The organism is Vibrio limimangrovi (assembly GCF_054064025.1).
This window is the reverse complement of the sequence record NZ_JBSUGF010000002.1, coordinates 13,014-36,210: the sequence shown is the minus strand read 5'-3', so window position 1 is coordinate 36,210 and position 23,197 is coordinate 13,014. Positions and strand designations below refer to the sequence as shown.

Genomic DNA, 23,197 nt, shown 5'->3' with positions numbered 1-23,197 from the left:
TTCTATCAGGGTTTTACTACTTAGTGGGCAATGCACATGGGGGTATTTGCGACAGGGTCTTGAATGACTCGTGCATCGAGTGAAAATACATCCTTAAGCAGCGATTCCGTAAAAACTTCCTGCGGAGTCCCCTGAGCGATAAGCTGACCTTTTTTGAGAACGACTAAATGATCACAGTAGCGGCATGCCTGATTTAAGTCGTGTAGTACCACGATCACCGTTTTTCCTTTGTTGTTCATCTCGCGCATGATTTTCATCAGCTCAATCTGATGAGAGAGATCCAGATAGGTCGTGGGCTCATCCAGCATAACAATATTGGTGTCTTGCGCCAGAATCATCGCAATCCAGGCTCTTTGTCTTTGTCCTCCGGATAAGGATTCAACCGTTTGTTCTGCCAATTCTTCAACTCCGGTTTCTCGCATTGCGCTGGCGACCATTTTCTTGTCATGTTCTGCCAACTTACCCCAGTGTGAAAGGTATGGTGAACGACCGTACTCAACCAAGCGTTTTACCGTTATTCCCTCTGGCGTCTCTAATACTTGAGGCAATAAAGACATTTCTTGGGCCAGGTGTTTGTCTCGGTATGATTTCAATGCTTTTTCATTAAGCAGAACCTCACCGCTAGTGGGCATATTAATCCGGGCTAACGTTTTCAATAACGTTGACTTACCACATCCATTTGGGCCGATAAGAGCAGTAATTTTGCCTTTTGGTAGCGTGAGATTTAATTCTTCAATGATGACCTTGTCACCATAAGAAACTTTTAAATTATTGGCAGCTATCATCACCAACCCTTGTAACGTTGCAATAAAAAAATGAAGTAAGGTGCGCCAATCAAAGAAGTTAATACACCAGCCGGAAGCTCCAAAGGAGGGTGTATTCCCCTCGCTAGCGTGTCTGATACCAACACCATGAATGCACCAAGTAAGGCAGCCCCGGGAACAAGTAATTTGTGATTGTGACCAAACAGCATTCTTGCTAAGTGCGGAGCTAATAATCCGACAAAGCTGATCGTGCCGCACACAGACACACTGACGCTGGCAAGAATAACGGCACTGATCAGTGAGAGTAACTTGATGCGTCTCGGTTTAATGCCAAGTGAGGTCGTGCTATCTTCTCCGAGACCCATGACATCCAGACGCCAGGCTAACCAGCAGGCAAAAGGAATCATAATAGCGAGGGTTATCCATATAAAAGGGACTTGCTCCCAATTTCTCCCCCATAGGCTGCCCGTCAACCAAACCATGGCCGTGTTGATTTCTATCGGGTGAACCACCATCAAAAAATCAATAAAGCTGGAAAGAAACGCACTGATAGCGATACCGATTAACGCAAGTCTCGCCGCTGTTGGCTGTACTTTGTAACCAACGAGCAGAATTGTACCGGCAGCAGCAAAGCCACCCACAAGTGCAGCCAGCGGTAAATAATGTGTCGGTGCTTGTGGAAACATCACTAATAAGGTGGTTGCCGCTAACCCTGCGCCTGCGCTTATTCCCATCAAATCGGGTGATGCAAGCGGGTTGCGGATCACACCTTGAACTAACATGCCTGATAGCCCGAGGCCTGCACCAACGCCGATAGCGAGAAAGATGCGCGGTAAACGGTATTGATTGATGATGAATTCGAATTCACCACCGTTGAGTAGGGTATAGGAGACCTGCTTTATCGATATATCTGATGCACCAACAATCAAGCTGAGAATTGATACCAACAAGAGTGAGGAAGAGAGCAGAGTGAGCTTTACATTGTTCATGATGATTGACTCCGCATGGCTAAAAACACAAAGCAAGGCGTTCCGATCAGTGCAGTAATTACGCCGACCGGAGTCTCGGCCGGAAAAGCAATCGCGCGCGAAAAAGCATCTGCCCAAACAATCAGTGCTGCACCAAGTAATGCACTCGCTGGAATGAGTGTAATAAAGTTATTGCCAACGAGTCTTTTAGCGATATGAGGAACGAGCATGCCAACGAAGCCGATTGGTCCCGCGACGGCAACGCTGGAGGCGGTGAGTAAAATGACGGCGATATACGTCAGTGTCCTGGTGAGCCTAATATTGATTCCCAGACTGGTCGCAACGTCCGATCCCAGCGCAAGCAGGTTGAGCTGTCTCGCTACAAATAATGAAATCACTAACCCCAATATACTCGGTGGCCATAATGTGTTCCATTGTTGCCATTCGACTGAAGAGAGGGAACCGGCTAACCAGCTAATGATGGAATAGGCTTTGTCATCGGCCAATATAACAGCGGCTCTGGTGGCACCGACAAGCAGTGCATTGATGGCAATCCCTGCTAGAACGAGCTTGAGAGGGTGAGGTCTTGCTGAAAAGAAACCGCCCAGTGTTAATACGACTGCACCACTGAGAACCCCACCAATTGAGGCTATTAATACACTCGGCATATTCTCTAAAAAGGGGAAGCCGATACTTGCCAGCGCCATTAAGCAGGCGGCACCAGCATTGATTCCCAAAATGGAAGGAGAAGCGAGCGGGTTTCTGGTCAGCCCTTGCATCATCAGCCCTGCAACGGCGAGGTTCGCGCCAATCACCAGACCCGTTAATGCTCTTGGCATTCGAATCGATGCAATAATTTGTTGCTCTATGCTCATTGGGTCAAAGTCAAATAGGTACTGGTAAATATGGGTGGTATTAATTGGGAAACTAGACCAGGCAGTAAGAGAGTAACAGGATCCCGCAAGTGATAACAAAATCAAAGGCATCCAGAGATAAAGAGGGGAGGGAAAAGTTCGCATGGACTACTACGTATAACTCTCAGGCCAAAATGCTATTTGGGGCCTTAGGGGAAGAAAAGTTGTGCCAGTGTAACCATTATGATAATCACAATCAATTGCACTATTGCGCGAGTTTTCCTTGCGGTTAAGGTTACTCGTTTTCACGTGCGTAATAGTGTGAAGACTCAATTAACGGTTTTTTAAAGAAAATCGCCCCGACCAGTGAATTTTAACTTGTGTTGATAATGATAATAATTATTATGTCCAACCTCACATTTGTATCTAAATGTGAGTAAAAGAAACAAAATAATAATTTATATGAAATTGATCAAATTGAGCCGTTTTATGAGATTCGCAGCAAACACCATCATCAGAAGTTTAGTTATCGTAATGGGGCTGAGTTCCCATGCATTCGCCGGGGAAGACATGACTACTGATGGAGAATCGGTAGACGAGACAATCGTAGTCGTTGGGCAACAAAATTCCTATTTGAACCCGCGAGTAACTACCGCGACAAAAACGGACATTGACCCTTTAGACACGCCACAAACTGTCAATATCATCAACCAGCAGTTCTTGCAGGATATCCGAGCTACCACGTTAGACGATGCCTATGGTTACACCACTGGCTTGACGCGTTCTGGTGTCGATGCAGACGGCTTTACCTTGCGTGGTATGCCAGCGGATCTTAATACGATTCAAGTGAATGGATTACCTGGCCTTGCTTCTCGTTTTGGGTCGCCGACGACAGCAAACGTTGAGAGAGTAGAGGTGCTAAAAGGTCCTGCGTCTATCATGTACGGACAAATCCAGCCGGGTGGTATGGTAAATATCATCACTAAGAAACCTCAGGACACGGCTTCGTTTGTTTACGATATTTCCGCGACATCATATGCGACAGGCGTGAGTGAGTTTGGTGAAGATAACGGATTTACTGGAACAATTGATGCGACAGGGCCTCTTAATGCGAGCAAAACCTGGATGTATCGACTGATTATCAGTGGAGAAAACGCCGATTCATACCGTGATGATGTTGATCAACAGAATTACTATTTATTCCCGACGCTGACTTATAGCCCATCGGAAATAACCGAACTTACCTTTGGCCTGGAACTTCAGTCAGAACACCGTGTTGCGGACGACGGTCTGGTGGCGCTGAACAACGATATCGACCAGGTGGCATCGATCGATACGCACTACCAGTCGTCTGATGATACCGATGAAGATGAAGGGTTAGTGGCTTTTGCCAGTTATAACACTCTTATTAACAACGGTTTCGACCTGACTGTCGATTGGCGTAGTGTATGGCATGAGGACTCTCGTGACCTTCATGAAACAAGTGATGTGGTTGATTCAACCAGCTTGGTTAAAGTACGGGATCGCGATCAGGTTAATAAGCGTGAATATCACTTTGTGGATGTTCGTACCACAGGTAGCCTTTGGACTGGTGATGTTGAGCATCAGATTCTTTTGGGCGGTAATGTTGGCTTAGAGAAAAGAGATTTTCTGCGTGAGACCTACGCAACGACGACAGTCGAGTTTACTAATCCGCAAGATGTAACGGTAAGAGATCAAAGTGCCTATAAAGTGGATCACCGCGTCACTGATTACACAAACTACGGTTTATACATGCAAGATACCGTGTACCTGACAGATAAATGGACTGTAATGGGTGGGGTACGTTACATGCGCCAAGATGTCGATTTTGATTATGTAAGCAAGTCGACGGATGACACTCAGTCTACCGATGCATTCGTTTCTCAGGCTGGTATCGTTTATAAAGTCGTTGATGGAACATCGTTGTACACCAGTTACGGTGAAAGCTTTAATCCAAATAGCGTCGAAAAGAAAGACGTTAACGATGATGCTTTTGACCCAGAGGAAGGTCGTCAATATGAAGTTGGCGTAAAAACCGATCTGTTAAGCAGCAACAGTAACTTAACCATTGCCTATTTCGATATCAAAAAATCCAATGTTGTAGACAAAAACAGCAACGGTGATTACGAGTTGCTTGGTGAAGTACGTAGTACGGGCGTAGAAACAGAGCTACTTATGAAGCCGCTAGAAAACTGGCAGGTGAAGTTAGGGTACGCTTATGTTGATTCTGAAATCTCAGAGAATCCAGACGCGAGTATTCAGGGAAGCCGTACACCAATGACTGCTTACCATGATGCCTACTTTTGGACGAAATATAACTTCCCGTATCAAGTGGCGGGCGGCGTAGTGGGTACAACCCTTGGTGCCAACTACGAAGGTTCGCGTTACACCAGTGAAGACCCATCTGATCGCGTAGAACTTCCGGCTTACGTGACGGTTGATGTCGGTGTTCACTACGAAATTAAAAATTACCGTCTATCTCTGAACGTGGCTAACCTACTTGATGAAGAGTATTACGTCGGCGGAACGGACAGCCATAGATTGTACTTGGGCGATCCTCGCAATGTTACCTTGAGCGTCTCAGGTAAGTTCTGATGGCACTCATACGAATATTAAGTAGCTTGCTTGTACTGTGCGCTTGCACGGTGCAAGCCGCTTCTACGCCAAAAGATACTGCACCAACAGATTCTGCACCTAAAAGAATCGTCGTACTGGAGTACTCTTTTGTCGATGCTCTTGCTGTGATTGGTATTTCACCTGTCGGTGTGGCGGACGATAAAGATCCGAACAGAATCATTCCACAGGTGAGAGAACTCATCAAACCTTGGACTTCTGTCGGCATGCGATCTCAGCCAAATTTAGAAGTTATCGCCCAGCTTAAGCCTGATTTAATTATTGCTGACCGCTATCGTCATAAAATTAGTCTGCATGATTTGTCTCAAATCGCGCCAACGATTTTACTTAAGAGTCGGGGAGAAACGTATCAAGAAGGCTTAAAGTCTGCGTTAGCCATTGGCAAAGCAGTTGGTAAAGAGCAGGAGATGAAAGCACGTTTAGCTCAGCATCGCGAGCTGATGGAATCCTACAAAGGTAAGTTTAAAACCAGTGGCACGGTTCAGTTTGCTAATTTCAATGAGAGAGGTATGTGGATGCACGGGCCTTTCTCTTACACGGGCAGTTTACTAAGCTATCTCGGCCTCCAGCCTGCGTTGCCAGATCTTAAGCAAAGTCATCTGATGGAAGCGAATTTGGAGGTTTTACTGAAAGTGAATCCAGATTGGCTTTTTTACAGTAAACAGCCTGGTGACACGGTGTTAGATCACTGGCAGAACAGTCCTCTTTTTAAATTGTTAAAATTCAACAAAACCGGACAAGCGGTACAAGTGGCTCCAGAGCTTTGGTCTCTTAACAGAGGCATCCTTGCTTCAGAATCGATTGCAAAGGAACTTGATGTGATACTGGAAAAGGTTTCGAGCTAGCAGGGAGAGCGTGCTGGGGTTGCGTTAAACTAGGGATTTAGTACAAATCCCTTTAAAACTATAGAAACGAAAAAGGCCGCTAATTTCTTAGCGGCCTTTTTACTAAATATGGCGGAGAGATAGGGATTTGAACCCTAGGTACGCTATTAACGTACGCCGGTTTTCAAGACCGGTGCTTTCAACCACTCAGCCATCTCTCCGTTGTTGGGACGCATAATATAAGGCTTTGAAAACCTTGTAAACCCTAAATCTATTCGTTCGGGTGTTTACTGTTCAATTTTGTGTTTTTTGTTGCTTTAGTATACAAAAAGCTCTCTTTTGGAGAGCTTTTGCAGTGGAGCACGTAAAAATATTATTAATTACTTTTGGAATAAAAACGCTGTAGTTCAGTTAATCCCTGCATCAGTACTGGCATTTTCGGCGCTTCATCGCGAAGGCGCTTATAGTCTTTGTTGTAGAGCTTATAGTTGCCAAATTTGTCTATTACTGTCGTTTGCGCGTCAGTGATTAGCGCTAATTCGCGAGTGTCGCCTGCGAGAATCCAACGTCTACGGCTTTCATCGAATAAGTTACGTCCGCTACTGTAATCGTAAGGATTAGATGACACACCTAGCATGTCTTGTAGTAGCGTAACCGAAAGGTCTAAGTGGCTTGTACTATGGCTAAAGTCGCCGGCGAGTCTTCCTGGCCAATGAATTACCATAGGTACTTGCAATTGATAACGGCTGTAATTGCTGTTCGCCCCCCAGCTGTTCGTGTTCGTTTCATTAAACTCACTTCCGTGGTTTGATGTGATGATAACGATAGTATTCGTCAGCAAGTGCGTTTCTTTTAACTCATTAATTATGCCGGCGACGGTGTTATCGGCGGATTTAACCGCAAACTCGTACGCTTTTTTGAATCGCTCACTTGCTGGCATCTCTTCATCGGTATTAGAAGGGATGGACTCAAAGTTATCGACGGCGGTCACTTCGATATAACTGAACCATGGCTGTTTTGCGTTTTTCAATAACCAGGTATTCCAGTCTGAAATTGACTGTTTGTCCGAGTGAGCTTGTGTGCCGTCAAGATCATTTGCCAGATTAAGGCCCCTGAAAATGATTTCTGAATACAGATCATCTTCAAAACCATTGCCACTGAATAAACCGAAGCTATAGCCCTGGCCTTTCAGGACATCAAGCAATACGGGTGCAGCGCCTTGAGCCTGTATACTAGAAGCGTAGCTGCTAGGTAATCCATAGAACAAACCAAAAGCACCATAGGTGTCATTGCTTGAACTGTAATGGTTGCGGAAATTTTGGTTACTTTGCGCAAATTCATAGAGATTTGGCATCTCTTCTTGATTTAACGCATCAGCACGTAAATTGTTCACGCTTATCATCAATACATTGAGTTTGTTGACGCGGCGGTTGAATTCAAGCTGTTCCAACGGGTAATTGACAAGTTCTGCGTTGCCTTGGTTTTCAGCAAGACGCTTGAGGTACTCTTCACGGTCCAGTAAACCGTGTTTTTCCATAAAGCTTTTCGCTGTCATCGGATATGACAATGGGAAGTTAGCACGTTGGCTGGTGATCGGATTATAGAAATAAGCATCTGCCCAAATGTAAACCAAATGGCTGGTCATAAAACTCAGGAAGAACAGAATAGCCAGCGGGCGGCCAACGTGTTTATGAGACAGTTTACGCTGTTTTCGCCATACCCATTCTGACAGGGCGAGCTGGACTAAGAAAATGAATGGCATCACAACAAACAGATGTTGCAGATCCGCACTCAGAGCACTTTTATCCTCGCTGAATAAAAGTTCCCAAACCACGGGGTTCAGGTGCAAGTTAATTGACTGATATGCCTGAGTATCAACCAATAATACTGTTTGACCGACCGTAGCGAAAATCACTGCCACCAGACGGAATAATTTCCGCGATGGCAGGACAAAGGTCAACGGGAATAGCACTAAAAGGTAGAGAGCAAAAACAAGAAAGCCAAAGTGGCCAACCCAAGATATCGCCAGATAGAACTGGCCTAGCAATGTTTCAGGCCAAGGCGATTGAACAATGTAGCGTGTGCCTATCAACATCGAAGCAACGATGTTGAAGAATGCAAACCAATGCCCCCAACCTACCAGTCGAGATACACGTTCGCCGTATGAGTTTCCGCTGTCTACCATGTATGTGTCTAATTATCCGTTATTAATGTGTTTTTGGTGTATCTAATGAAGACATCAGTGCCTGAGCAAATTTTTCAGCAATCACTTTGCGTTGTGAAGCGGCAACTCGTTGATTTAAGACATTGGTTGCGATATTTCCGGCAATCATTAGCGTTAATTCAGGAGAAGCTGCATGTTTTTCAAGCACTAAAGCGACCTCTGCAAGAATTTTCTCTACTTGTTCGTCAGTATATTTAGATGTAATCGGCATAAAGACTCTAATAATGATAGTAAAAGCGGCTTATGATAACCTACAATGCCCATCAACTAAAACCTTGTAGCAAGATAAAATCACTATGAGCCTTCATCTTTCAAACGTAATTTTGCATCAACTATGCAAAAATGATCAGGACGAGCTGATTGTTAAACTTCGTCCGGCATCACTAGAAAACGATGCATCTACTGAAAATCTCGTCTCCGAGCTTCACCGAGTCTTTCATTCTAAAGCTGGTAAAGGTTTTGGTTCTTTCCAGTCAGACAGCGAATTTCAATTTTGGCTGCAAGAAATGCGAAAAGGTGAGCGCGATTTTTATGATTTCTCACAAATTAGTGCAAATCGACTGAAAGAAGAGTTGATTAAGTATCCATTTGCGGATGAAGGGATTTTAGTCTTTGCGGAATACCAAAGTCTGGCGACCAACTACTTATTTATTGGTATTTTGCCAATGAATCAAAGTTTGAAAGTTACCGAAGGGCTAGATATCAGCGCTACTGACTATTTAGATATTTCCAAAATGGATATCGCGGCACGTATTGATTTGTCGAGCTATGAAACAGACAAGGAGTCCAATCGCTATCTGTCATACATCAAAGGGCGGGTAGGGCGCAAAGTGGCAGACTTTTTCCTTGATTTCCTTCAGGCTGATATTGGGTTAGACACGAAACAGCAGAATCTGGTTTTGATGCAGGCAGTCGATGATTTCTGCGCAGATTCTAAATTAGAAAAGCAAGAAGTTAACGAGTACAAAAAGCAAGTTTACGACTACTGTAACGAGCAGATCAAATCAGGTGAAGAAGTGCAGATCTCGGAACTATCTGGAGAACTGCCATCAAGCCAAGATGGCACAAGCTTTATGGACTTCACCAAAGAGCAAGGCTATGAGCTTGAAGAGTCTTTTCCGGGTGATCGTGCGACCGTTCGTAAACTGACGAAGTATGTCGGTGCGGGCGGCGGTTTAAACATCAGCTTTGACAGCCTGCTGTTGGGTGAGCGTATTTTTTACGATCCAGAGACCGATACGTTAACGATTAAAGGCACGCCACCTAACTTGAAAGATCAGCTAAGTCGTAACTAACCTAAAGTTAACTTGTTCAAAGTGACCTGAAGAGAGCCAATGGCTCTCTTTTTGTATTTAAGAGTTACAGCTAATGCCCTAATTATGGTATATCCTTGTTATTATTAGAAATATAAGAGGGGTGAGAGGTGCAACAATTGAAAGCGGGGATTAGGCGATATGTTTGGTTCCTATTCGCTTTGTGGTGCGCATTTGCGCTAGGTATTTGGCAGCTGTCCAAGCAAACCATTCAAACGATCTCAACCGTCAATGAGTTGGGAAGCAAAGTTGAAGAGGTTCGTAATTTCTTTAATTTCGAACTGCCATACCGTGTACAACATGTCGACCAAGTCTCTCTCAAATTACAGCTAGTTCACGCTGTTCGTACACAACTGGAGTTTGAGTCCTCTGAGGGGATGATATCAACGGATTTAACACAACTTCTCTATTCAACTGACCGATTTTTAGAAAATGCATACGCGTTTATTGCCAGTGACAGTGAACTGAACTTGTTAGCAGAGCAACTACGAAGAAGTCGCACTTTGGAAAATAACTCAGAGCAGGTTGACGACATGTACTATCGCTTGGGAGCCTTGGTATTGGAATCTATTTTCAGCGATTCTGCTACTAATGCCGATACTTACCGCGAACTTGATTCCCTCTTTATTGAATCGGATTCACTGGACGTGGCTGAGCGAGCGACTTTCCAGCGTGGACTTGCTCAAACCTCAAGCGTGCTAGCTGCAAATGCGCAAGGTAGATATCTTGCGGCACAATTACTCAAGCCGGATTTAGCCAATCAGCTCGCGACGATCAATATCCATTTGGATAAACAACTGATAAAGCTTTTAGCCTTGCTGGGAGTAGTCAGTGGATTGTTTCTGGCGGTGACAACGTGGACGGCACACAAGAAAAGTGCCACTAAAAAGCCAGTCGATCCAACCATGTATGAAACCCAATTGGAGCCCATTTCTACCAACGCATCTCATCCAAAGAATGAAGCTCGAGAACCCGCGACTGAGTCACTGCCACGAAGCGTTCCTGTTGCGTTGGATGAGCCTTATATCGATCTCCCTAAAATGCTCGATTACTTATCTGGTGATGAAGACGCAGTTCGTATGCTTTTAGAAGTGTTTATCCAAGATCATTCGGACGATGGTATCAAGCTACGTCAAATGTTGAACGAAGATCACCAGCGTGCTCAGCTTATCGTACACAGTCTGAAAGGGGTATCTGGGAGTCTAGGCGCGATGCCATTGCATTACATATCGAGTGATATTGAGCTATTGATTAAAGAGAAACGAAAAATATCAGAGAGTAAGCTTGCTCAATTACATCATGTTCTAGATCAAACGACACTTTTTGCAGATAGCGTTCTCAAAAGTGAAAAGATCTGAGAAACGCTAACATATTGATATCGCTCTGACTTAAACTCTCAGAGGCTGAGGTATTCAAGATATACTCGAACTGGTTTTCAGTTCGACATGATTACTGTTCCACACCAATTTGTTAAAGGTAATGTCATGTCTATTCATCGATTTTTTCCATTGATGGTTATGTGGTTGGCACTGGCTCTTTCTGGATGCTCACTTTTAGAACTGAAAATTGATAGCCAAACTGTCCCGCTCACCAAACAAGAGCTGAATATGCGTATTTTGACGCGAGAGTATGCCCTGCAATTTTTTGCTCAGGTTGAGCAGGCGGCAGATGTCCTGCAAGAGAACTATGATCCAAATGATAAAGTTAACCAATCTTATATCCTGCTCTGGAAAATTAATGCAGAAGAAGGGCTGCAGGCGGCGGCTTATCAAGTATCACCGATGGCTGGGCTGATTGATACTTGGGTATTCGCTCATCAAGTCGACCAGTTTTATTCCACGGGAGCGGGGAGCAATCTATTTGCGACGGACGAAGCTAAAAACGTGTCGGTGAGTTTGGCTAATGAGGTGGACAAGCTTGCTGAATCTTTATTAAAGCAAGATGTTTATGACAATACAAAACGCTTTGTTGCTGACTTTGTGAAGCAACATCCGTTTGCTGATCTTAGCATGATCAGAACGCCAGCTTACCGAGCATGGCTGGAGTTTAGCCAGATTAGTGAAGAAGATGCGGTGACGACGTTGGGAACAATGCCAGAAGCGTTGGGGGATGTTTCTGACCGTTTGAGTTTAACGTCTAAACAAACACCTAAGATTATAACCTGGAAAGCGCAGCTACTGGCTTTAAACAGCTCTGCCAGCATCGAAAAGGTCAACGCGACTTTAGATAGTTTACAAGGCACTGCTGATTCGATGAGAGATTTCATCGATAACAACCCCGAGTACATGCGTTACTTAGCTGAGCAAATGGCGGCAGAGCTGCAGCCTCTGATTGAGGATATCGACCAAAAAACCGAAGCGCGCTTATCGCAGTTAGGTGAAGAGCGTCAGGCATTAGAAGAATTGGTGGCGAGAGAGCGACAAGAAATCGCGTTAATCATTACTCACGAACGAGAGCAGTTTGCGCAGGATATGGATCGTGTATCTCAGCAAGTAGTGGATCTGGCTATGAATAAGCTCATCGAACTGGTGCAAAACACCATTATTTACTTCATTCTGTTTATTGCTGTGATCTTCTTTGCTCCGCTCGGACTCGGTTATGTGCTAGGGAAACGCTCAGCAGTTAAAACAAAAGTACAATAGAGTTAGTCTTTGTTTCTTAAAAAGAAAAGAGCGCAATCGCGCTCTTTTTTATATGGTTTACTGAAGAATGCTTTAGGCAGTCTGCTGTTGTAGTTCCGTTTCTTCCTGCTGAGAAGATTCTACCACTGGTTCACACTTATCCACGAACCATCCCATATAAGAACTGATGATGGTAACGATAATACAAACAAAGCTTAGCCACATGTATGGCGCATAAGACAGGGTTGCAACACCCAGAATGCTTGCCATGTAGATGCCGTTGTCACTCCAAGGAACCATACCAGAGGTTAACGTACCGCCAAACTCCGCGTTGCGAGATAAGTTCTTACGCTTATAGCCTAAACGGTCGTAGTTTTTGGCACAGATTTTCGGGGTCAGAATCAGCGACACATACATCGCAGAACCAAAGACGTTGCCCATGAACGCAGTACCGATTGTGCTGGTGGCGAGTGAGCCTGAACTCTGAACTCGCTTTTCGAATAGTTTCGCAATGGTTTCCAGCACGCCAACTTTATCAAGTAAGCCACCGAATCCCAGACCAAATATAATCACTGCGACTGATCCGAGCATAGAAGACATGCCACCTCGGTTGAGGATAGAATCGATGAAATCCACACCAGAGGAAATAGCAAATGGCGCCCAAGCTGTATTGAATGCTGTCAGGAAATCTACGTCTTGAATCATCACCGCCCAGATTATTCCCAATAGAGAGCCAAAGCTGATCACAGGGAAAGAGGGCATACGCATTGCAAGCAAGCCAAGTACGATCAGTACCGGTACAAACGAGTAAGGCGTGATATAGAATTGTTGTTCCATCGCATTAATTACAGAGTCCACCTGGCTCATATCAACTTGACCCGCATAGTGGAAGCCAAACGCCGTGAACATAATACCAGTGATGATGTAACTGATAAGAGCGATAGGTAGCATACCTTTGATATGTTCCATCACTTCTACGTTAGACATGGACGATGCAAGAATCACGGAATCCGAAAGAGGGGACATTTTGTCACCGAAGTAACAACCTGAAAGCACTGCACCCGCGGTTATTGGGGCCGGAACTCCAAGACCTTGACCAATCCCCATCATCGCGATCCCCGCCGTGCCTGCTGCACCCCAAGATGTACCTGTTGCTAATGCAGTCAAAGAACAGATAATCATCGTGGCAAGTAAAAAGATAGAAGGGTGGATGGCTTTCAGACCATAGTAAATGATGGTTGGAACGATGCCGCCGGATATCCATGTACCCACTAGAGCACCAACGGCAAGAAGAATCAGAACTGCACCAAGGCCATTAGAAATACCATTTAATGCTGCTTTTTCAAGGTCTTTGTATTGATGACCCAGTCTTATGCCTAAAACCATAATAATGAACCATCCAATATACAATGCTAACTGAATTGGAAGGTTCAACTTGGCTGTGAACGAAAATGCCATAAGAAGAAATAAACCTAACGAGATAAATACCTGTATCAGGTTAGGAAGGCGTGTTGTAACTTGCTTCATACGTGCCTCTGTATATTGTGGAGCGATAGAGGAAAGCGCTCCTTATTGTAAGCGCGGCATAACATACATTAACAAATTCTATATTTCGAACTTTTGGTGTTTTATCTTGATCTTGAACGGATTTAACGTTTGCATGTGAAGTTTAATGCTGATTTTATTTAACAAACATGGTGCTAAATGTTATGTAATGTGAAGTTTATGTGCTTCAAATGTAACTTCCGCCGGGGCTGGTATGACCAATCCTGTTGAATCAGTACTTTTCCTTCTTTGAATTCGTGAATTTTGGAAACGCAAATGCTTAAAATTTACTTCTAATACGACTTTTCGGGAGAAATCGTTAAAAATTGAGCTCATTTACAAATTAGAGCTTGAGATTTTGCTGTGAAAAATGAAATATGTGGTAGGTTTTTTTTAATACATGGAGAGTTAAGGCGATGAGAGTTGGTTTAGTCGGTTGGCGTGGTATGGTTGGTTCAGTCCTTATGCAACGCATGGTTGAAGAGAAAGACTTCGATCTAATCGAACCAGTATTCTATAGTACTTCTCAAATTGGTATTCCTGCTCCTAACTTAGGAAAAGACGCAGGCTTACTACAAGACGCGTTTGATATTGAAAGTTTAAAACAACTTGATGCGATAATTACGTGTCAAGGTGGTGACTACACCGAGAAAGTTTATCCTGCACTTCGCCAAGCTGGCTGGAAAGGTTACTGGATTGATGCTGCTTCTACGTTACGTATGGCACAAGATTCAATCATCACTTTGGATCCAGTGAACCTAAAACAAATTCAGCATGGCATTCACAGTGGCACGAATACTTTCGTTGGTGGTAACTGTACAGTTAGTCTTATGCTGATGGGCCTTGGTGGTCTATTTGAGAAAGGCTTAGTTGAGTGGACAAGTGCAATGACGTACCAAGCCGCTTCTGGCGCTGGTGCGCAAAACATGCGTGAACTGATTTCTCAGATGGGTGTTATCAACGATTCTGTAAGCTCAGAATTGGCGAATCCAGCAAGTTCAATTCTTGATATTGATAAGAAAGTTGCGGAAACGATGCGCAGTGCTTCTTTCCCTACCGATAAGTTTGGTGCGCCTCTGGCTGGCTCTCTTATCCCGTGGATCGATGTAAAACGCGATAACGGCCAGAGTAAAGAAGAGTGGAAAGCAGGCGTTGAAGCGAACAAGATCCTTGGCACTCAAGGTTCTCCAGTTCCTATCGATGGCACATGTGTACGTATCGGTGCGATGCGTTGTCACTCTCAGGCTTTGACTATCAAACTGAAGCAAAATGTGCCGATGGATGAAATCGAAGAAATCATTGCTACTCACAATGAGTGGGTAAAAGTGATTCCAAACGATCGTGACATCACAGCGCAAGAGCTGACTCCTGCTAAAGTGACAGGCACGATGTCTGTTCCTGTTGGTCGTCTGCGTAAGATGGCGATGGGTGATGACTTCCTAAACGCCTTCACAGTTGGTGACCAGTTGCTATGGGGTGCTGCAGAGCCACTACGTCGTACTCTGAGAATCATCCTTGCAGAGAAAGCGTAAGATTTCCCTATTTTTGATTCAGAGAGCTCCTTGCTAGGGGCTCTTTTTTTTACCTTCACCGCGGACCACTCGTTTGTCCGGATCGGCTAACTCACTCCCGCAATGCTTGCAATATATAGCATCGGAATCATGGCCAGCTTGTGAACAGTTAGGGCACTTGACCAGCTCCTTATGTGATTGCATTTCTTGATGCAATTCTGCGGTAAAAATACCCGTTGGTACGGCTATTATCGAATAACCTAACAACATCGTTATTGAAGCCAATGCTTTACCTAAGTTGGTTTGGGGGATCAAATCACCGTATCCAACCGTGGTAATGGTCACAATGGCCCAGTAAATGCTTTTTGGGATACTGGTGAATCCGTTTTCTGGCCCCTCTACGATAAAAATCAGTGACCCAAATATCGTCACGAGAATCGCCACTGTACTGAAAAATATGAATATTTTTCTGCGAGCCATAAGCAATGATCGAAGAAGAACATTCGACTCCTGAAGATAGCGAACCAACTTCAGGATACGGAAGATACGCATTACCCGAAGTGCTCTTATCACGCCCATGAATGAGGCCGAAGGAAAGAACAAGACTAAGTATGTGGGCAGAATTGAAAGTAAGTCGACAACGCCATAGAAGCTTTTAGCATAGGCGGCAGGTTTAGGTGAACAATACAAACGAAGCAAATACTCAATGGTAAATAAGCCTGTAAATGTATATTCCAAATACTTGAGTTCTACCGCCCATTCAGCACTTACGGCTGGAATAGAATCGAGTACGAGAACGGCCAAAGAACAGATGATCGCTATAATCAAAGCGATATCGAAGGCTCTGCCTGCTTTGGTGTGGGTGCCAAAAATCGTAACGTAAAGGGTATTTTTCAGAGAGTGAGTCATCATGACAAAGCGATCCATGGTTGAATCGCTCTATCATACAAGCTAATGGAAAATCAGGCTAATCCAGGAAATAGGTTGCGCAATCCATTGGCAATAAACTCAATACCGAGAGCACCAAGGATCAGACCCATAATACGGGTGATCACGTTAATGCCTGTCTGACCAAGTAACTTTACGATGTATGGGGCTGAACGAAATAACAACCATGAACAGAAACAGAACAACCCAATCGTGATACTAATGCCTACCGTATCGAACATGTTTGGGTAACGAGAACCATAAACGATAGTCGAACTGATTGCGCCTGGGCCAGCCATCAGAGGCATTGCTAAAGGAACAACACCGATTTGTTCGCGGCTAACGTATTCAGACTTCTCCTGTTTGTTCTGCTTATCTTCACCCAACTTACCACTCATCATTGAGAACGCGATACTCAGCAGTAGTAATCCGCCTGCCACACGAAATGAATCCAAAGAAATGCTGAACATGTCTAACAGTACTTGGCCTGCCAGTAGCGAAATGCAAAGAATGATCGCAACTGCGATATTTGCGGTCGTTGCTGTTTTGCTTTTTTCTTCAGGTGTCATGTGACCGGTGAGTGATACGAACACTGGCATTATTCCCACGGGGTTAACGGCAGCCACCAGACCTAAAAAAAACTGTAAGAAAATCGCTAGCTCAAAAGTGTGCATATTGCGTACTCATAAAAATTCACATTAGTGAAAAACGGAGAGAGTAATGTATCTGAATCAACTCAAGCAAAGGCTTTCCACTTACATGATCCGATATTGGGCGCTAAATGTAAGTTATAACCGCATTAAGGAAAAATGAAAAAAACTAACGTATTTCCCGTGTTATTTGTGAGAAAAACTAATTTTTTAATAAACTGTATCTAATCTGGAAATCAAATGTTGCGTGGAGTGCTATTGTTTAACAGCGATGTTTTACACAAACGTTAACATTCGAAAACTTTTGATTAAAACAAAGGTTGTTTGCAGAGAGGTGAAACAATTCTATATACTATCAGTAGCACATTGAAATTGGCCTACATGTAATTTTCATGTCTAAAAATGAAACTTTTTTACAGGATAGTGTCGTTTATTTAACTTTTTTGTCTGTTTGCTGATTTTTTGTTCCATGTTCTTTGTGGGATTAAATTGTTTTTTATCAATGATTTAAGGTGTTATTTGTCGCTTATGCTACACTTTGGTGGTATTTCGAGAGTGTGAACTGATCCAAGTCAATTTTTTTCATACTGTGAAATATTATACTCAGCCATGAAAGCAATTTACTAAGTCGTTTGTTTTGTTAAGTGGCTGATTAGCAGCAAAAAGAGATAAGCAATAGTCTTACTAAAAAGTTTTTAATATTTGTTAATTTTAGGAGAATCCCTATGCCTGTAACTAATCTGGCTGAACTTGATGCTCTTGTGGCACGCGTAAAAGCAGCACAAGCTGAATTTGCTACTTACTCTCAAGAGCAAGTAGACAAAATCTTCCGCGCAGCATCTCTAGCAGCTAACCAAGCTCGTATTCCTCTAGCGCAACAAGCGGTAGAAGAATCTGGCATGGGCATTGTTGAAGATAAAGTAATTAAAAACCACTTTGCTTCTGAGTACATCTACAACAAGTACAAAGACGAAAAAACTTGTGGCGTGCTTGAAGAAGATGAAAGCATGGGTACGATGACCATCGCAGAGCCAGTAGGCATCATCTGTGGTATCGTTCCAACAACGAACCCTACTTCAACTGCGATCTTTAAGTCTCTTATCTCACTTAAAACTCGTAACGGTATCATCTTCTCGCCACACCCACGTGCTAAAAACTCTACAAACGATGCAGCTAAACTGGTTCTGGACGCAGCAGTAGCAGCGGGTGCACCAAAAGACATCATCGGTTGGATTGACCAACCTTCAGTAGAACTTTCTAACGCGCTTATGAAGCACGAAGGTATTGCTCTTATCCTTGCGACTGGTGGTCCAGGCATGGTTAAAGCAGCTTACTCTTCTGGTAAACCAGCAATCGGTGTAGGTGCAGGTAACGTTCCAGTTGTTATCGACGAAACAGCAGACATCAAACGTGCCGTTGCTTCTGTACTGATGTCTAAAACTTTCGATAACGGCGTTGTATGTGCTTCTGAGCAGGCTGTCATCGTTCATAAAGACGTTTACGAAGAAGTGAAAGAGCGTTTCGCTTCTCACAAAGCTCACGTACTAAGCAAAGCTGACGCTGATAAAGTTCGTAAAACTATCCTTATCGACGGTGCGCTAAACGCGAAAATCGTTGGCCAACCAGCGGCAGCTATCGCTGAAATGGCGGGTGTTAAAGTTCCTGCAGACACTAAAGTACTTATCGGTGAAGGCCTGGGCAAAGTGGCTTACGAAGACGAATTCGCACACGAGAAATTGTCTCCATGTCTGGGTATGTTTAAAGCAGACAGCTTTGAAGATGCCGTTGAACAAGCAGTAACCATGGTTGAAATTGGTGGTATCGGTCACACATCTGGCCTGTACACAAACCAAGACGTAAACGCAGATCGTATCCGTTACTTCGGTGACAAAATGAAGACGGCTCGTATCCTAATCAACATTCCGACTACTCACGGTGGTATCGGTGACCTTTACAACTTCAACGTTGCTCCTTCTCTAACGTTAGGTTGTGGTTCATGGGGTGGTAACTCTATCTCTGAGAACGTAGGTCCTAAACACCTAATCAACAAGAAAATTGTTGCTAAGCGAGCTGAAAACATGTTGTGGCATAAACTACCTAAGTCAATCTACTTCCGTCGTGGTAGCCTTCCTATCGCGCTTAGCGACCTAGAAGGTAAGAAACGTGCATTTCTTGTAACTGACCGTTTCCTATTTAACAACGGTTACGCTGATGAAGTCGTACAGCTTCTTAAAGCTCAAGGTATGGAAGTTCAGACGTTCTTTGATGTAGAAGCGGATCCAACTCTATCTGTAGTAGAGAAAGGTGCAGCTCAAATGGCGAGCTACCAACCAGACGTGATCCTTGCTCTAGGTGGTGGTTCACCAATGGATGCGGCGAAAATCATGTGGGTAATGTACGAGCACCCAGAAACTGACTTTGCTGAGCTTGCAATGCGCTTTATGGACATCCGTAAACGTATCTACAAATTCCCTAAAATGGGTCAAAAAGCTGAGCTTGTATGTATTACTACAACTTCAGGTACGGGTTCAGAAGTTACTCCATTCGCAGTTGTTACAGACGACAAGACTGGTGCTAAATACCCACTAGCTGATTACGAGCTAACTCCTAACATGGCTATCGTTGATGCGAACCTTGTTATGAACATGCCTAAGTCTCTGACAGCATTCGGTGGTTACGATGCAGTGACTCACGCTCTGGAAGCTTACGTATCTGTTCTTGCGAACGAATACTCAGATGGCCAGGCTCTACAAGCACTTAAGATGCTAAAAGAGTACCTACCATCAAGCTACACGAATGGTGCTAACGACCCAATCGCTCGTGAGAAAGTACACAACGCAGCAACTATCGCTGGTGTAGCATTTGCGAACGCATTCCTGGGTGTATGTCACTCAATGGCTCACAAGATTGGTGCTGAGTTCCACATTCCACACGGTTTGGCTAACGCACTGCTTATCTCTAACGTTGTACGTTACAACGCGAACGATAACCCAACCAAACAAACTGCATTCTCTCAATACGACCGTCCACAAGCACGTCGTCGTTACGCTGAAGTTGCTGATCACTTAGGCTTAAGTCAAGCTGGTGACCGTACTGCTCAGAAGATTGAACGTCTACTAGCGTGGTTGGATGAGCTAAAAGTTAACCTAGATATCCCAATGTCTATTCAGGCTGCGGGTGTTAATGAAGCTGACTTCCTAGCGAAAGTTGACGCATTAGCGGTTGACGCGTTTGATGACCAATGTACACCAGCAAACCCACGTTACCCTCTAATCACTGAGCTGAAAGAAGTTCTTAAAGCTTCTTACTACGGTAAAGCTTTCGTTGAAGGTGAAACTTTCGAAGGTACGACTGTAATCAAGAAGAAAGCAGATCAGGAAGCCGCGAAAGCTGCGCCTAAAGCTAAAAAAGAAAAAGCTGACGCGTAATTAAGCGTTGTTTTGAACAAGGTTTTCGCTAGCACGAAACCTTAATCGGGAAAAGTTAAAGCCCCAGTCCTTGGACTGGGGCTTTTTTAATCTTGCTGTCCCGTCCTGAAATGTGTTTACACATTAAGGATGGGGGACGGCTCCTTATCTATTAGACCTCAGTAGATACGACTCTGCCACTAAAGTATTCATTGGCGACAATATATGCCGTGTTGCGTACTAACTCGTCCTGAATTTCTGCCCAGTGTACTTCGTCAATATCTTCTTTAGTATGTGTGACTGACGGAATTACCCCTCCCACTCTAATGTTGTAAGGTGTAAGTTCTTTCGCCCAGCTATAGGTAAAACCGGATACTAAAGCCGCCATACTTTCCACTCCGGTAAGATCTTCATGGCTATCGTGAGATATAACGTTGACGATGACCCCTTTTTTGTTTCGAGCACGAAAACGTTCTGCTGCTACCTGCCCATAGGTGTAGAGAAATCGAGCCGCAGATGAAAGATGGTCTACGTATGTGCTTAGCGGCTCTGGCGCCATCAAGCTAGGCATAGGGGAGCTGGTCCAGCAATTGACAACTACATCAGGTGTAGCCTTGAGTTCAGATTCTATCTGATCAAACAGTAGATTAGTTGAGGTCGTGTCATCGCTGTGAACATGCATGGCGTAGACTTTATCCGTAAACGCTCTGATTTGGTCATAACTTTCTTGCAAGGCGCTTGAGTCTTGGTCACATAAAATCAATGTCGCCCCAAGATGAGCGAAGTGATTGGAACAGGTTCTGCCTATGAGCGAACCTGCTGACGTAACGAGTATGATCGATTCTTTAATATCCATATCACCTTCACTGCTCCGTATGTGAAAAACATGACTCCAGTGGTTTGTGCTATCAGCATGGATTAAATTCGCTAAGCCCAGTGTGAAAAGCTTCAAATTAACGCGTTGTAGGGAAGACTATTGTATCGGAATCGGCAAGGCGTCACACTTCGTGCGTGTGACAAGTGTAAAAGATTGGTGAAAAGTTGAACATTACGCTTGAGCGTGGATTTGGTCTTGACGTTGTGTTGTGACGAGTAGGTTATATAACCCTGCATCAGAAATCAGCGTCTGATTTTTCGAACCTAAGCGACGTCGTTCATGACCGGATAAATTATGATATACCTCTTCCGGAAGGTTAAAAGTATGTTCTGGTAAATAAGTGAGGGCATCAGGTGTGAGGTAGTGACTCAGCTTGGCAGAGGGCAAACCAGCCGCATGAAATTGTTTGGCTTGCTCAGCCGCGAGTTCATAACTACTACTATCCGAGCGCAAAGATTGCGGTCGAGATAGGCCAAATTGCTGGCGAAGAATGTCGTCGTGTGTTTTCTCTTCTTTGACTACTTCGATTGGGATCACATCCCGCACATCGTTTGAGAACATTGACAAAATCAATGCAAAATCGGCGCGGCGCCCTTCGTAAACGGCATGGTTAATACCGTTACCGAACTGAAGTTCGTTAATAATTGCAGCTTTATCTAAAGTATGGATTTGCATGATGTTCCTCGCCAGACGTTTTTTTATAGCGGCATATCAAAGAAGAACTTTAGAAAAAAGAAGACTGAAAACTAGGGCTTGAAGCGAGGAAAATAAAAAAGCTCGCTGGGTAAGCGAGCTTTTGCATAAGACTAAATTGAACCAGGGGGAAGTGAATTACTTCGCTAGGTTATCTGCTACGAATTCCCAGTTTACAAGAGCCCAGAAGCCGTTCATGTAATCAGGACGTACGTTGCGGTAATCGATGTAGTAAGCGTGTTCCCATAGGTCAACAGTTAGAAGTGGAGTTACACCTTCTTCTGTTAGAGGAGTCGCTGCGTTAGAAGTGTTAACGATGTCTAGAGAACCGTCAGCCTTCTTAACTAGCCAAGTCCATGAAGAACCGAAGTTGTTGATAGCTGCATCAGTGAACTTCGCTTTGAATTCTTCGAAAGAACCGAATGCTGCGTTGATTGCTTCAGCAACTGCGCCAGTTGGCTCGCCGCCCGCATTAGGAGCTAGACAGTGCCAGTAGAACGTGTGGTTCCAGATTTGAGCAGCGTTGTTGAATACGCCACCGGTAGAAGTCTTGATGATCTCTTCTAGTGTTTTGCCTTCGAACTCAGTGCCAGGGATAAGACCGTTTAGCTTAACAACGTAAGTATTGTGGTGTTTACCGTGGTGGTAATCTAGAGTCTCTGCAGAGATATGTGGTTCTAGTGCGTCTTTCGCGTAAGGAAGAGCAGGTAGTTCAAATGCCATTACTCGATTCTCCATTGATATGAAAGGGTAACCTTTCGATTGCTTCCAGTGTTTTTATTCGTTCTGAGTCGATACGACTGACTTGCTAAGTATTTTAGCAAGTTTTTACTTTATTAAAACCCCGATATGAAAATATTTTAGTCACCAGAGCGCAGTAAAATGTCAATTTATCCGCCATGAAACAATCTTAGTTTAATCCTCATTAATTATATGGTTTTTATTCTGCAGTTATTGAGTAGAATGTGGCAGATAAACATAGTTAACACCCATGAATGAGGAAGCGATGGAAACTATCGACAAAATCAAACAGCAGATCTCTGAAAATTCTATCCTGCTGTACATGAAAGGCTCACCGAAACTGCCAAGCTGTGGTTTCTCTTCTCAAGCGTCACAAGCTCTAATGGCATGTGGTGAGAAGTTCGCTTACGTAGACATTCTGCAAAATCCGGATATCCGCGCTGAGCTACCAAAATACGCACAATGGCCGACTTTCCCACAACTATGGGTTGAAGGTGAGCTGATTGGTGGTTGTGACATCATTCTGGAAATGTTCCAGAAAGGTGAACTTCAGCCTCTAATCAAAGACGCTGCAGCACGCGCTGAAGGTCAAGCTGAGTAATTCGTAAATACTCACATTTAGC

The 23,197-nt window shown here is 44.1% G+C and carries 19 protein-coding genes and 1 tRNA gene; 8 read left to right on the top strand and 12 right to left on the bottom strand.

The genetic code is table 11. From position 1 onward, the window contains the following. Positions 1–20 precede the first annotated feature (20 nt). Genes fecE through ACWYU8_RS02195 form a run of 3 tightly spaced genes read right to left on the bottom strand, consistent with a single transcriptional unit; the run spans position 21 to position 2,751 of the window. A complete protein-coding gene (gene fecE, locus ACWYU8_RS02205; RefSeq protein ID WP_457516758.1) occupies positions 21–785 on the bottom strand; it encodes a Fe(3+) dicitrate ABC transporter ATP-binding protein FecE in 765 nt (254 codons plus the stop codon). After that, positions 785–1,756 (bottom strand): FecCD family ABC transporter permease, encoded by a 972-nt coding sequence (locus ACWYU8_RS02200; protein WP_457517319.1) that lies wholly within the window; start codon positions 1,754–1,756, stop codon positions 785–787. Before ACWYU8_RS02200 ends, fecE begins: the two co-directional genes overlap by 1 nt. Next, positions 1,750–2,751 (bottom strand): FecCD family ABC transporter permease, encoded by a 1,002-nt coding sequence (locus ACWYU8_RS02195; protein WP_457516756.1) that lies wholly within the window; start codon positions 2,749–2,751, stop codon positions 1,750–1,752. Before ACWYU8_RS02195 ends, ACWYU8_RS02200 begins: the two co-directional genes overlap by 7 nt. Positions 2,752–3,075: 324 nt before the next feature. On the opposite strand from ACWYU8_RS02195, the gene ACWYU8_RS02190 reads away from it, so the two are divergent. Both ACWYU8_RS02190 and ACWYU8_RS02185 read left to right on the top strand, forming a co-directional pair. Further along, positions 3,076–5,202: a TonB-dependent siderophore receptor gene (locus ACWYU8_RS02190; RefSeq protein WP_457516754.1), complete on the top strand. Its 2,127-nt coding sequence runs from the start codon at positions 3,076–3,078 to the stop codon at positions 5,200–5,202. Next, a complete protein-coding gene (locus ACWYU8_RS02185; RefSeq protein WP_457516752.1) occupies positions 5,202–6,086 on the top strand; it encodes a Fe(3+) dicitrate ABC transporter substrate-binding protein in 885 nt (294 codons plus the stop codon). The genes ACWYU8_RS02190 and ACWYU8_RS02185 overlap by 1 nt, the downstream gene beginning before the upstream one ends. A gap of 109 nt (positions 6,087–6,195) precedes the next feature. Here ACWYU8_RS02185 and ACWYU8_RS02180 read toward each other — a convergent pair. From ACWYU8_RS02180 to ACWYU8_RS02170, 3 genes are all read right to left on the bottom strand, one after another. After that, positions 6,196–6,286: transfer RNA gene (locus tag ACWYU8_RS02180), tRNA-Ser, on the bottom strand. Between the two features lie 155 nt (positions 6,287–6,441). Next, on the bottom strand, positions 6,442–8,250 hold the full coding sequence (locus ACWYU8_RS02175) for a DUF3413 domain-containing protein (RefSeq protein ID WP_457516750.1): 1,809 nt from the start codon (positions 8,248–8,250) through the stop codon (positions 6,442–6,444). A gap of 22 nt (positions 8,251–8,272) precedes the next feature. Beyond that, a complete protein-coding gene (locus tag ACWYU8_RS02170) occupies positions 8,273–8,500 on the bottom strand; it encodes a YejL family protein (protein WP_457516748.1) in 228 nt (75 codons plus the stop codon). An 85-nt stretch (positions 8,501–8,585) separates the two neighbouring features. Between ACWYU8_RS02170 and yejK the strand changes: the two genes are divergently transcribed. The 3 genes from yejK (at position 8,586) to ACWYU8_RS02155 (ending at position 12,244) form a co-directional block, all read left to right on the top strand. Then, complete coding sequence (yejK, locus tag ACWYU8_RS02165) at positions 8,586–9,584, top strand: nucleoid-associated protein YejK (protein WP_457516746.1); 999 nt, start codon at positions 8,586–8,588, stop codon at positions 9,582–9,584. A 128-nt stretch (positions 9,585–9,712) separates the two neighbouring features. After that, positions 9,713–10,960, top strand: a complete 1,248-nt coding sequence (locus ACWYU8_RS02160) for an Hpt domain-containing protein (RefSeq protein ID WP_457516744.1) — start codon at positions 9,713–9,715, stop codon at positions 10,958–10,960. Between the two features lie 126 nt (positions 10,961–11,086). After that, on the top strand, positions 11,087–12,244 hold the full coding sequence (locus ACWYU8_RS02155) for a chemotaxis protein (RefSeq protein WP_457516742.1): 1,158 nt from the start codon (positions 11,087–11,089) through the stop codon (positions 12,242–12,244). A 72-nt stretch (positions 12,245–12,316) separates the two neighbouring features. Here the strand turns inward: ACWYU8_RS02155 and nhaC are convergent, their stop codons facing one another. Further along, a complete protein-coding gene (gene nhaC, locus ACWYU8_RS02150) occupies positions 12,317–13,750 on the bottom strand; it encodes a Na+/H+ antiporter NhaC (protein ID WP_457516740.1) in 1,434 nt (477 codons plus the stop codon). A 434-nt stretch (positions 13,751–14,184) separates the two neighbouring features. Here nhaC and asd point away from each other — a divergent pair, with 434 nt between their 5' ends. Further along, on the top strand, positions 14,185–15,300 hold the full coding sequence (gene asd, locus ACWYU8_RS02145; protein ID WP_457516738.1) for an aspartate-semialdehyde dehydrogenase: 1,116 nt from the start codon (positions 14,185–14,187) through the stop codon (positions 15,298–15,300). Between the two features lie 33 nt (positions 15,301–15,333). Here the strand turns inward: asd and ACWYU8_RS02140 are convergent, their stop codons facing one another. Next, complete coding sequence (locus tag ACWYU8_RS02140) at positions 15,334–16,206, bottom strand: ion transporter (RefSeq protein WP_457516736.1); 873 nt, start codon at positions 16,204–16,206, stop codon at positions 15,334–15,336. Between the two features lie 35 nt (positions 16,207–16,241). Continuing rightward, complete coding sequence (locus tag ACWYU8_RS02135; RefSeq protein WP_457516734.1) at positions 16,242–16,880, bottom strand: YchE family NAAT transporter; 639 nt, start codon at positions 16,878–16,880, stop codon at positions 16,242–16,244. 701 nt (positions 16,881–17,581) lie between these two features. Here ACWYU8_RS02135 and adhE point away from each other — a divergent pair. Further along, positions 17,582–20,284 (top strand): bifunctional acetaldehyde-CoA/alcohol dehydrogenase, encoded by a 2,703-nt coding sequence (gene adhE / locus ACWYU8_RS02130; RefSeq protein ID WP_457516732.1) that lies wholly within the window; start codon positions 17,582–17,584, stop codon positions 20,282–20,284. Between the two features lie 151 nt (positions 20,285–20,435). Here adhE and ACWYU8_RS02125 read toward each other — a convergent pair whose 3' ends face one another. The 3 genes from ACWYU8_RS02125 to sodB form a co-directional block, all read right to left on the bottom strand. Next, the gene (locus tag ACWYU8_RS02125; RefSeq protein WP_457516730.1) at positions 20,436–21,119 is read right to left on the bottom strand and encodes an SDR family oxidoreductase; all 684 of its coding nucleotides are present in this window, start codon (positions 21,117–21,119) and stop codon (positions 20,436–20,438) included. Positions 21,120–21,311: 192 nt separating this feature from the next. Further along, the gene (locus ACWYU8_RS02120) at positions 21,312–21,815 is read right to left on the bottom strand and encodes a VC2046/SO_2500 family protein (protein WP_457516728.1); all 504 of its coding nucleotides are present in this window, start codon (positions 21,813–21,815) and stop codon (positions 21,312–21,314) included. Between the two features lie 156 nt (positions 21,816–21,971). Further along, the gene (gene sodB / locus ACWYU8_RS02115; protein WP_457516726.1) at positions 21,972–22,556 is read right to left on the bottom strand and encodes a superoxide dismutase [Fe]; all 585 of its coding nucleotides are present in this window, start codon (positions 22,554–22,556) and stop codon (positions 21,972–21,974) included. A gap of 283 nt (positions 22,557–22,839) precedes the next feature. Here sodB and ACWYU8_RS02110 point away from each other — a divergent pair, with 283 nt between their 5' ends. Beyond that, on the top strand, positions 22,840–23,175 hold the full coding sequence (locus ACWYU8_RS02110; protein WP_193297190.1) for a Grx4 family monothiol glutaredoxin: 336 nt from the start codon (positions 22,840–22,842) through the stop codon (positions 23,173–23,175). Positions 23,176–23,197 lie beyond the last annotated feature (22 nt).